This window comes from Stenotrophomonas sp. SMYL8, assembly GCF_036320065.1.
Classification (GTDB): domain Bacteria; phylum Pseudomonadota; class Gammaproteobacteria; order Xanthomonadales; family Xanthomonadaceae; genus Stenotrophomonas; species Stenotrophomonas maltophilia_A.
In genome coordinates this window covers 117,162-127,129 of sequence record NZ_JAWIRR010000013.1, presented here as the reverse complement: position 1 = coordinate 127,129, position 9,968 = coordinate 117,162, and the positions used below count along the sequence as shown (strand labels likewise).

Sequence of the window (9,968 nt, the reverse complement as noted above, 5' to 3'; positions counted from 1 at the left end):
ACTGACCACCGGGAATCTGTCGGGGGCGGGGCGGTGTCGGAGTGCGGGGTGTCCGCCGCATGGATGCGGCTGCCAAGCCTACAGGGACGTACTTGCGGCGTCCCCGCACTCCGACACCGCCCCGCCAACCCACGGAATGCCAGCTTTTGCTTTTGCTTTTGCTTTTGCTGTTGAGGTTGCCGGCCAGCGGCCGGCACTACCAGGGGTGCAGGGCGCAGCCCTGCCGAAAAACACACATAAAAAAACAGCAGGCCGAGGCCTGCTGTTTCGGTGTAATGGTGCGCCCGGAGAGATTCGAACTCCCGACCGCCTGGTTCGTAGCCAGGTACTCTATCCAACTGAGCTACGGGCGCCAATTACATAAACTTGTTGTGCTGACTGTGTATGGTGCGCCCGGAGAGATTCGAACTCCCGACCGCCTGGTTCGTAGCCAGGTACTCTATCCAACTGAGCTACGGGCGCGCGGTACACAATCAACTTACTGCTTAATTTTACTGCATTTCCAGCGGCGGATGCTGAAAACCTGTCGAGTGGTGCGCCCGGAGAGATTCGAACTCCCGACCGCCTGGTTCGTAGCCAGGTACTCTATCCAACTGAGCTACGGGCGCCCTGCGACAGGAGCGGAATTATGCGGATGTCGGCGCGTACCGTCAACAGTTTTGTGAAAATTTTCATCCAACTGAATGAAAAAGCTGTCAGCTACGGCCTCCGGCGCCCTCAGCCACGCGAAATGATCGGCGCGCGTGCCCAATTCCTGCGCGGACAGCACGCGCAGCTGCGCGTCCACATTCGGCAGCTTCGCCAGCAGCGTCTGCATCGATCCGGTCGGTGCCAACCAGTCGTGCTCCATCAATACGGCCTGTGCGCTGCCATGCACGCGCGCCATCTGCGCATCGAGGTCTTCGTTCATGCCGGCCGCGGCGTAGTGGTTGTTCAGGCCAACGCGCGCCCAGTCGGCGATCAGCCCGCGCGCTTCGGTGCCACCGAAGCCGAGGCGCCGACCATGCAGCACGCCCTGGCGTTGCGCGATCCACGGCAGGAAACGATAGACCAGTGGCAGCAGCCAGCCACGCGGTGGTGGGAAGCCGCGCCAGAACGGTGAGCCGCTGGCGGCCAGCCACAGCCGGTTGAAGTGCTGCGGGTTGCGGCCGGCATGCACGCAGGCCAGCTGCCCGCCCAGACTGTGTCCACCGATGATCCAGGGCAGGGCGTCGGCGGCGTCATCGGCTGCGGCCAGGACGGCCTGGCTGGCCGGCAGATCCTGTTCGAGTACCTCGCGATAGCCCCAGTCCTGCGTGCGCGACGGGCGGAGTGAGCTGCTGCCGTTGCCGCGCCACTCATGCAGGTAGACCGCCACGCCCTTCGCCGCCAGCGCCAATGCCAGTGGCAGGTAGTGACGCGCGGCCACGCCCAGCGCTGGCAGCCACAGCAGGCGCGCGATGGGCTGTGCAGGCACGCAGGCGATCACTTCGTAGCGATGGCCGTCGTCGCACTGCACGGCGAGGACGCTCGACGTCAGGCTCATGCGTGCGGTGCCGCGCCGAAGTGATCGAGTACCAGCACCTCGCTGCGACCAGGCGCGTAGCCCTGCTGCAGGCCGCGCGCAACGTAGTCGATGCCGGCTTCGCAGGCATTGGCCAGGCTCAGGCCATTGCACAGCTGCGCGGCGATGGCCGAGGCCAGCGTGCAGCCTGTGCCATGTGCGTCCAGCGGCAGGCGGGCGTGGATGAATTCTTCGCTGCTGACGCCGTCGAAGTAGCGATCGATCACGCGGTTGCCTTCCTGCAGGTGGCCGCCTTTCAGCAGCACCGCACCGGCACCGAGCTCGAGCAGGGCAGAGGCAGCCTGTTCGGCGTCATCGCCGTTGCCGATCTTCCGGCCGATCAGGAGTTCTGCTTCCGGGGTATTGGGCGTAACCAGCGTCGCCAACGGCAGCAGGCGTTCGCGCATGGCCTTGAGCGCACTTTCCTCCAGCAGGCGCGCGCCGCTGGTGGCGACCATCACCGGGTCCAGCACCACGTGCGGCGGGCGATGCTTTTCCAGTGCGTCGGCGACGGCATGGATCACCTCGGCGTTGGCCAGCATGCCGAGTTTCACGGCATGGATGTCGAAGTCATCGAAGCAGGCCTCGATCTGCGCCTGCAGGAATGCGATCGGTGGCACATGCACGGCGGTGACGCCACGGGTGTTCTGTGCAGTCAGCGCGGCGAACACGGCCAGGCCATGCACGCGGTGCGCGGCGAAGGCCTTGAGATCGGCAGGGACACCGGCGCCACCGCCGGAGTCGGAGCCGGCGATGGTGAGGGCGGAAACGGGAGTGGTCGGGCTCATCAGTTGATTGTGCCGTGGTCCCGCAGGGGAAGGTAGATCCACGCCATGCGTGGATGCCTTTGATTCAATGCCGCCAGCGCGCCCACTGCTGGTACACCACATACCCCAGCCCGGTCAGGCCGGTCAGCAGGGCGGGGGCGAGCAGGGCGTCGTATTGCCAGCGCATGAACAACCAGGCGCCGAGGATGCCGCCGGCGAGGAAGCCGCTGATGATCAGGCCGCTGAGGGTCAGCCGCCGTACCTGCAGCGGCAGTCCGCGCAGCAGGTGGCCCAGGCCGATGCCGAGGTCGGTGAACATGCCGCTGAGGTGGGTGGTGCGCACCACCGCGCCACTGAAGGTGGTGGCCATCGCGTTCTGCAGGCCGCAGGCCATGGCGGCGGCCAGTGCACCCCAGATCTGATGCTGTTCGAACAGCGGAATGGCCACCAGCAGCAGTGCCGATTCCAGCGCCAGCGCGACACCGTAGCGGCGGCCTAGCTGCAATGCGCTGTCCTGGATCAGCAGGCCGCTGAGCATCGCGCCCAGCGAAAACGCGATCAGCAATCCCCACAGGTGGCCGACCGCGCGCCAGTCACCCTGGGCCAGCGCCATGCCCAGCTGGCTGGTGCTGCCGGTCATGTGGCTGACCGCCTGGTGTTCGAAACCGAGGAAGCCGACCACGTTGACCATGCCGGCCACGCACGAGAGCGCGACCGCGCCGATCCAGACCCAGGTGGGCAGGCGTATTCCCATCGGCGGGGCCCCTCAGGGCCCGCCGAAGCCGCCGTTGAACTGCAGCTCGCTGAAGGTGTTACTGGCCGGGTCGAATACCGCGCCCCAGAACTGCGTGCCGCCGTCACAGACGCGGATCGCTTCCCGTGCCGGGTTGATGCCGCTGTCGTCGGGCAGATGGAAGGCGTTGATGTAGATCAGACGCTTGCCGGCGCTTTCGATGCCGACGTACTGGCGGTCGAAGTCCAGCACCTTCGGTACCTGTGATTCCAGCGACGACAGCTGCGCTTCCAGCTGGTCGATCTGCTGCCGGCTGGGTGCCCAGTAGCCGCTGACCCGCCCGGCCTCGCGGCCGGGACTGGGGCGCGAGCAGGTGTCGAGCACCTGCGCGGCGATGATCGGGCGGGTGACCACCCAGGATTGGCCGGTACGCTCGGCGGTCGGCACGCTGGCCGGGCCGCGCGTGGTGGTGCAGGCACCCAGGGCGGCTGCGAGGGCGATCGCAGCCGTGGGCAGCAGCAGGCGGGTGCAGCGGTTCACAACACCTCCGAAGCGTAATCGGCCAGGCGCGAGCGTTCGCCTCGGCGCAGGGTGATGTGCGCACTATGCGGCCAGTTCTTGAAGCGATCCACCGCGTAGGTCAGGCCCGAGGTGGTCTCGGTCAGGTACGGGGTGTCGATCTGCTCGACGTTGCCCAGGCAGACGATCTTGGTACCGGGGCCGGCGCGGGTGATCAGCGTCTTCATCTGCTTGGGGGTGAGGTTCTGCGCCTCGTCCAGGATCAGGTAGCGCGACAGGAAGGTGCGGCCGCGCATGAAGTTCATCGAGCGGATCTTGATGCGGCTGGCGAGCAGGTCGTTGGTCGCCTGGCGTCCCCAGGTGCCGCCTTCCTGGTTGTGCGTGAGCACTTCCAGGTTGTCGGTCAGTGCACCCATCCACGGCGTCATCTTCTCTTCCTCGGTGCCGGGCAGGAAGCCGATGTCCTCGCCGACGCTGACCGTGGCGCGGGTCATGATGATCTCGCGGTAGCGCTGCTGGTCCATCGTCTGCGCCAGGCCGGCGGCCAGCGCCAGCAGGGTCTTGCCGGTGCCGGCGGTACCCAGCAGCGTGACGAAGTCGATCTCCGGATCCATCAGTGCGTTGAGCGCGAAGTTCTGTTCTCGGTTGCGTGCGCTGATGCCCCACACGGCGTGGCTGCCGTGGCGGAAATCATCGACCAGTGACAGCACCACCTTGCCGTCGCCGACCACGCGGCTGACGCGCAGCTCGACTTCATCTTCGCCAGGCAGGTAGACGTACTGGTTCGGGTACCACTCCTCGCCATCCTGCGCCAGGATTTCGTAATGCGTGCGGCCCTTGTCGCTCCAGCTGCGCAGGTCATCGCCGTGGCGCTTCCAGAAGTCTTCCGGCAGCTCGGTGGCGCCGGTGTAGAGCAGGCTGAAATCGTCCAGCGCGCGGTCGTTCTCGTAGTCCTCGGACACGATGCCGGCGATCGCGGCCTTGATCCGCAGGTTGATGTCCTTGGAGACGAACACCACCGGCAGGTCCGGGGTTTCTTCCTTCAGTGCCAGGATCGCGCCGAGGATGGCGTTGTCCGGGATGACCTTGCCGAAGCTCTTGCCGGCGTCGAAATGGCTGGTCTGGAAGCGCAGCTTGCCGGCGCTCTGCTTGCCGCGCAGCTGCAGGCCATTGGGTCGCTGCAGCGGAATGCCGTCGGCCAGGTTGTCCAGGCCGGATTCCTGCACCAGCTCGTTGAGGAAGCGGCTCACCTGGCGGGCGTTGCGGCTCGCTTCGGAGGTGCCCTTCTTGCCGTTGTCCAGCTCCTCGATCACCTGCATGGGCAGGTAGACGTCGTGCTCCTCGAATTTGAACAGCGCGGTGGGATCGTGCATCAGCACGTTGGTATCCAGCACGTAGATGCGCTTGCCTCGGGTCATCGTCGATTCCTGGTTACGGACAGGGAAAAACCACCACGGCCTGCTGCGGGGCAGGGTGATGGCAGACACAGTAGGCAGTGGGACTCACTTGGACTGGGTGGCCTTCAGTTCGGCGAGAACGGCATCGGCATGGCCGGCAACCTTGACCTTGCGCCAGGACTGCACGATGCGGCTGTCGGGGGAAATCAGGAAGGTGCTGCGTTCGATGCCACGTACCTGCTTGCCGTACATGTTCTTCATCTTGATCACGTCGAAGGCGCTGCACAGCGCTTCGTCGCCATCGCTGACCAACGGGAAGTTGAAGCCCTGCTTGGCACAGAAGTTGTCGTGCGACTTCACCGAGTCGCGCGAGACACCGAGTACCACCGCGCCTGCCTTCTTGAATTTCGGCAGCAGTGCGTTGAAGTCGATGCCTTCGGTGGTGCAGCCGGGGGTGCTGTCCTTGGGATAGAAGTACAGCACCAGCCAGTGGCCGGCGTAGTCGCCGAGGGTGGCCTGTTCGCCACCGGACAGCGCCAGCGGCAGGGAGAGGGTGGTGCTGTCCAGGGTATCGCCGTTGTTCATGAGGTCCTTCTGTCGAGCCTGGGTTCTTTCTACGACAATTGCATGAAACGCCACGCGCCCGTGAGAGGCGCGCGAAGAATCAGAATTTCATCGGGTCCATGATCGCGTCCAGGTTCAGGTGGTCGCAGAATTCAAGGAAGTCGTCGCGCAGTGCGGCGATGTGCATGTTGGCCGGCACGCCGATGGTGACCTGCGCGCTGAACATCTCCGCACCGGTCTGCATGGCGCGGTAGCGCGTGCTCTGCAGGTTCTCGATGGTGATGCCCTGGCGGTCGAAGAAATCGGCCAGCTGGAACAGGATGCCCGGCTTGTCGGCGGCGATCACTTCGACGATGTACGGCAGCAGGTTGGACTGCGCCTGCTTGGCGGCAGTGCGGTACCAGACCAGCTTCAGGCCCTCTTCGCGCTCCAGCCGGGTCAGCATCGCTTCCAGCTTGGCCACCGAGTCCCAGGAGCCGGTGGCCAGGGCGGTGACCGAGACATCGCGGCCGACCGTGGCCAGGCGTGCGTCCACCAGATTGCAGCCGCTGTCGGCAATGCGGCGGGTGACGGACAGCAGGGGGGACTCCGGATGCGTCGTGTAGGCGTTGATCAGGAGGTGGTTTTCGCTCGGCGCGGGGCGCGGGGTGGTGTCGGTCAAGGCGATTCCGGGTAATGCATGCGTTAGTCTGAATGCCCGCCAGAGGCGGGGATCCACCGGTGTCCAGCATACTTGCCCGTGCTTTCGCGCCGCAAGTAACATTCAGGTCGCCCCCGGCCTTTCGTGGCGGGCGTTTTCCCTTTCCAGCCAAGAGCAGCACGTCCTTGTCCCTTTCCGGCCTCATCACCGCGCTGGCGACCCCGTTCCGGGCCGACGGCGCCCTCGATCCCGACGGTTGGCAGCGCCTGCTGCACCTGCAACTGGAAGGTGGCGTCCATGGCGTTGTCGTAGCCGGCTCGACCGGTGAAGCAGCGACCCTCACCGATGCCGAGTACGACCTGCTGCTGGCCAGCGCGGTCGAGCGCATCGGCGGCCGCATCCCGGTCATGGCCGGTACCGGCCTGTCGGGCACCGCCAAGACCATCGAACAGACCCGCCGTGCCGCCGCGCTTGGCGCCAGCCACGCGCTGGTGGTCACCCCGCCGTACGTGCGGCCGACCCAGGCTGGCCTGATCGCCCACTACCGCGCGGTTGCCGACCAGGGCGGGCTGCCGGTCGTGCTGTACAACGTGCCCGGCCGTACCGGGTGCGACATGCAGCCGGAGACCGTGGCCGAACTGGCCAGCCATCCCAACATCGTCGGCATCAAGGAGGCGGTGGGTGACACCGGCCGGGTGCAGGCGCTGCTCGCCCTGCGCAGCCCGCAGTTTGCCGTGTTCAGTGGCGACGACGGTACGGCGGCGCGCTCGATCCAGGCCGGTATCGATGGCCTGATCTCGGTCGGCTCCAACGTGCTGCCCGGCGCCTACCGCCGGATGTGCGAGCTGGCTGCCGCCCACGACCACGAAGCCACCGGGTCCTGGGATGCGCGCCTGCAGCCGTTCCATGATTTCTGCGGCGTTGAGCCGAACCCGATTCCGGTCAAGGCGCTGCTGCGCCGTATCGGCATCGGTCACGACCTGCGCCTGCCGCTGCTGCCGCTGTCGGTGGCGCACCATCCGGCGGCCGATCATCTTGCCGGCGACATCGCCGCCCTCGAAGCCCTTTCCAGCCACTGACCTTCCGTCTTGGTCTGACCCAGGAGATTCACATGCGTCAATCCGTATCCACCGTCCGCGTGCTGTCCTACGCCCTGCTTGCGGTGGCCGTTGCCGCCGGCACCACCGGCTGCTTCAAGCGTGGCGTCAAGGGCGACTACGCCCTGGCCCCGGAAATGCGTCCGCTGGAAGTGCCGCCGGACCTGAACCTGCCCAACGCCACCAGTGACAACAAGGTGCCGACCCTTGCCTCGGCGACCAAGCCGGCGGCCCCGGTGGCTGCGGCCCCGGCCGTGGGCAACACCGGTTTCACCATCGCCGGCGGCAAGGACGAGGCTTTCGCCAAGGTCGGCACCGCGCTGGAAGGCGTGGAAGGCGTGACCATCGCCAGCCGCGCGCAGCTGCTGGGCTCGTATGACGTGGCCTACGAAGGCAGCAACTTCCTGGTCCGCGTGGTCGCCGTCGATGCCGGCGCCTACATCTCCGCGGTCGACCCGCGTGGCCTGCCGGCGACTGCAGAAGCGCCGGTGAAGCTGATCGCCGCGCTCAAGGCAAAGCTGGCCCAGTAAGGGCCGGTCGGGTGGGTGCGGGCCCAGGTCCGCACGTGCCCGGGTAGAGGGCGACCTTGGTCGGCGCTTCGGTGCCAACCAAGGTTGGCACCTACCGGATCCTGCTGTTGGCAGCTACCGGATCTTGCGGTTGGCACCGACCGGATCGCGCGGTTGGTATCTGCCGAGCAACGAAAAAGGGCGCCATAGGCGCCCTTTTCGTTGCCGCAAGAGGCGCTTCTCAGCGCTCCAGCAGCTTCAGCTTGTCCGGCTTGCCGTCCCATTCGCCGGCGTCGGCGGGCGGGTCCTTGCGCACGGTCAGTACCGGCCACTCCTTCGCCAGCTCGGCGTTGAGGGCGACGAAGCTCTCCTGGCCGGCAGGAACATCGTCCTCCGGGAAGATCGCATTGACCGGGCATTCCGGTTCGCAGAGGGTGCAGTCGATGCACTCATCCGGGTCGATCACCAGGAAGTTCGGGCCTTCGTGGAAGCAATCCACGGGGCATACTTCCACGCAATCGGTGTGTTTGCACTTGATGCAGTTTTCGGTGACGACAAAGGGCATGGGCTGGGGGTGGATCGATTCCTGAACCCGCCAATTCTAGAACAGGTTGGCCCCCGGTGTCGGCGCGGGGCGGAAATCGGGCGTCTGGCAGGCGCGGCCGTGGTGGTCGTTGGCGGCAGGGTGAGGCCTGTGCGACGCTGCGGGTCAGCCGGCTGCGTTGGATGGCCGGCCCCCTTCCCAGCAGGATCGTTCATGTCCCCAGCCCAGCCCAACATCGCCTCCCATGGCGGTGAGAACACTGCATTCATCGTCCTGATCAGCTGCGTGGCCACGCTGGGTGGATTCCTGTTCGGCTTCGACAGTGGTGTCATCAATGGCACGGTCGACGGCCTGCGCCAGGCCTTCAACTCCAGCGAGGCGGCGCTCGGTTTCGAAGTCGCCTCGATGCTGCTGGGCTGCGCGATCGGTGCCTTCCTGGCCGGCTGGCTGGGGGATCGCCTGGGCCGTCGTGGCGTGCTGATCGCCTCGGCACTGATGTTCCTGGTCTCGGCGCTGGGCGCCGGTGCCGCTCACGCCTCCTGGCTGTTCATCGCCGCACGCGTGCTCGGCGGCTTCGCGGTGGGCGCGGCCAGCGTGATGTCGCCGGCCTACATTGCCGAGGTGGCCTCGGCGCGCTATCGCGGGCGTTTGGCCACGGTGCAGCAGATGGCGATCATCTGCGGCCTGTTCGCCGCCTTCCTCAGCAATTACCTGCTGGCCCGAGCTGCTGGGGCGTCAACCGAGCCGCTATGGCTGGGCCATGAGGCCTGGCGCTGGATGTTCTGGATGCAGGCGCTGCCGTCCGGGCTGTTCCTGCTGTTGTTGCTGGTGATTCCGGAAAGCCCGCGCTTCCTGGTCCTGAAGGGGCGTCAGCAGCAGGCGAGGGCGGTACTGTCGCGGCTGTACGGCGAGGCGGCAGCGGCGACCAAGCAGGCCGAGATCGAAGCCAGCCTGGCCCAGGATCAGCACAAGCCGCGCTTCAGCGACCTGCGCGATACGGTCACCGGCAAGCTGCGCCCGATCCTCTGGGTAGGCATTGGCCTGGCCATGTTCCAGCAGCTGGTCGGCATCAACGTGGTGTTCTATTACGGTGCGGTGCTGTGGCAGGCGGTGGGCTTTTCGGAAAGCGACGCGCTGTTGATCAACGTGCTGTCCGGTGGGCTGAGCATCGGTGCCTGCCTGCTGACGGTGCTGTTGATCGACCGCATCGGGCGCAAGCCGCTGCTGTGGATCGGCTCGGTTGGCATGTCGGTGGCGCTGGTGCTGATGGTGGTGGCATTTGCCAGCGGCAGCCTGGCCGATGGTCGGCTGCAGCTGTCCGATGGCATGGGCCGGCTGGCGCTGGTTGCGGCCAACGTCTATGTGGTGTTCTTCAACATGTCCTGGGGCCCGGTGATGTGGGTGATGCTGGGCGAGATGTTCCCCAACCAGATCCGCGGCCCGGCGTTGGCCGTTGCCGGTGCGGCGCAGTGGACCTCGAACTTCGCGATCACCGTGACCTTCCCGATGCTGCTGGCCGGCATCGGCCTGGCCGGGGCCTACGGCATCTACGCTGTCGTTGCGATCCTCTCGATCTTCTTCGTGGTCCGCTACGTACGCGAGACCAAAGGCAAGGAGCTGGAGCAGATGGAAGGCTGACGCTGCCCGGCTTCGGT

11 protein-coding genes and 3 tRNA genes are annotated in these 9,968 nt (G+C 66.2%); 3 read left to right on the top strand and 11 right to left on the bottom strand.

What is annotated here, in order from left to right; all coding sequences use genetic code 11:
* Nucleotides 1-276: 276 nt before the first annotated feature.
* From V3B25_RS12615 to V3B25_RS12570, 10 genes are all read right to left on the bottom strand, one after another.
* A tRNA-Arg gene (locus V3B25_RS12615) sits at nucleotides 277-353 on the bottom strand.
* Nucleotides 354-385: 32 nt separating this feature from the next.
* Nucleotides 386-462 (bottom strand) — tRNA-Arg (locus tag V3B25_RS12610).
* Nucleotides 463-531: 69 nt separating this feature from the next.
* Nucleotides 532-608: transfer RNA gene (locus tag V3B25_RS12605), tRNA-Arg, on the bottom strand.
* Nucleotides 599-1,525, bottom strand: coding sequence for an alpha/beta fold hydrolase (locus tag V3B25_RS12600; RefSeq protein ID WP_329810790.1), 927 nt, complete (start codon nucleotides 1,523-1,525; stop codon nucleotides 599-601). Before V3B25_RS12600 ends, V3B25_RS12605 begins: the two co-directional genes overlap by 10 nt.
* Nucleotides 1,522-2,331 (bottom strand): bifunctional hydroxymethylpyrimidine kinase/phosphomethylpyrimidine kinase, encoded by an 810-nt coding sequence (thiD, locus tag V3B25_RS12595; protein ID WP_032128843.1) that lies wholly within the window; start codon nucleotides 2,329-2,331, stop codon nucleotides 1,522-1,524. Before thiD ends, V3B25_RS12600 begins: the two co-directional genes overlap by 4 nt.
* Before the next feature lie 64 nt (nucleotides 2,332-2,395).
* Entirely contained in the window at nucleotides 2,396-3,064 is a 669-nt protein-coding gene (locus tag V3B25_RS12590; RefSeq protein WP_049463692.1) for a YoaK family protein, read from the bottom strand.
* Nucleotides 3,065-3,076: 12 nt separating this feature from the next.
* The gene (locus V3B25_RS12585) at nucleotides 3,077-3,583 is read right to left on the bottom strand and encodes a hypothetical protein (RefSeq protein WP_004153046.1); all 507 of its coding nucleotides are present in this window, start codon (nucleotides 3,581-3,583) and stop codon (nucleotides 3,077-3,079) included.
* A complete protein-coding gene (locus tag V3B25_RS12580) occupies nucleotides 3,580-4,980 on the bottom strand; it encodes a PhoH family protein (protein ID WP_010484287.1) in 1,401 nt (466 codons plus the stop codon). Before V3B25_RS12580 ends, V3B25_RS12585 begins: the two co-directional genes overlap by 4 nt.
* Before the next feature lie 84 nt (nucleotides 4,981-5,064).
* Nucleotides 5,065-5,544: a peroxiredoxin gene (locus V3B25_RS12575; protein WP_201118733.1), complete on the bottom strand. Its 480-nt coding sequence runs from the start codon at nucleotides 5,542-5,544 to the stop codon at nucleotides 5,065-5,067.
* Between the two features lie 79 nt (nucleotides 5,545-5,623).
* Entirely contained in the window at nucleotides 5,624-6,184 is a 561-nt protein-coding gene (locus tag V3B25_RS12570; RefSeq protein ID WP_005409051.1) for a glycine cleavage system protein R, read from the bottom strand.
* 164 nt (nucleotides 6,185-6,348) lie between these two features.
* Between V3B25_RS12570 and dapA the strand changes: the two genes are divergently transcribed.
* Nucleotides 6,349-7,242 (top strand): 4-hydroxy-tetrahydrodipicolinate synthase, encoded by an 894-nt coding sequence (gene dapA, locus V3B25_RS12565; protein ID WP_049423505.1) that lies wholly within the window; start codon nucleotides 6,349-6,351, stop codon nucleotides 7,240-7,242.
* A gap of 32 nt (nucleotides 7,243-7,274) precedes the next feature.
* A complete protein-coding gene (locus tag V3B25_RS12560) occupies nucleotides 7,275-7,790 on the top strand; it encodes a hypothetical protein (protein WP_006432432.1) in 516 nt (171 codons plus the stop codon).
* A gap of 220 nt (nucleotides 7,791-8,010) precedes the next feature.
* Here V3B25_RS12560 and fdxA read toward each other — a convergent pair whose 3' ends face one another.
* On the bottom strand, nucleotides 8,011-8,334 hold the full coding sequence (gene fdxA, locus V3B25_RS12555) for a ferredoxin FdxA (RefSeq protein ID WP_004153066.1): 324 nt from the start codon (nucleotides 8,332-8,334) through the stop codon (nucleotides 8,011-8,013).
* Nucleotides 8,335-8,526: 192 nt separating this feature from the next.
* Between fdxA and V3B25_RS12550 the strand changes: the two genes are divergently transcribed.
* Nucleotides 8,527-9,951, top strand: coding sequence for a sugar porter family MFS transporter (locus V3B25_RS12550; protein WP_329810789.1), 1,425 nt, complete (start codon nucleotides 8,527-8,529; stop codon nucleotides 9,949-9,951).
* Nucleotides 9,952-9,968 lie beyond the last annotated feature (17 nt).

Excerpts from the sequence above, each read along its gene's own strand:
- V3B25_RS12600 (WP_329810790.1), bottom strand. The coding sequence starts at position 1,525 with ATGAGCCTGACGTCGAGCGTCCTCGCCGTGCAGTGCGACGACGGCCAT.
- thiD (WP_032128843.1), bottom strand. The coding sequence starts at position 2,331 with ATGAGCCCGACCACTCCCGTTTCCGCCCTCACCATCGCCGGCTCCGAC.
- V3B25_RS12590 (WP_049463692.1), bottom strand. The coding sequence starts at position 3,064 with ATGGGAATACGCCTGCCCACCTGGGTCTGGATCGGCGCGGTCGCGCTC.
- V3B25_RS12580 (WP_010484287.1), bottom strand. The coding sequence starts at position 4,980 with ATGACCCGAGGCAAGCGCATCTACGTGCTGGATACCAACGTGCTGATG.
- V3B25_RS12575 (WP_201118733.1), bottom strand. The coding sequence starts at position 5,544 with ATGAACAACGGCGATACCCTGGACAGCACCACCCTCTCCCTGCCGCTG.
- V3B25_RS12560 (WP_006432432.1), top strand. The coding sequence starts at position 7,275 with ATGCGTCAATCCGTATCCACCGTCCGCGTGCTGTCCTACGCCCTGCTT.
- fdxA (WP_004153066.1), bottom strand. The coding sequence starts at position 8,334 with ATGCCCTTTGTCGTCACCGAAAACTGCATCAAGTGCAAACACACCGAT.
- V3B25_RS12550 (WP_329810789.1), top strand. The coding sequence starts at position 8,527 with ATGTCCCCAGCCCAGCCCAACATCGCCTCCCATGGCGGTGAGAACACT.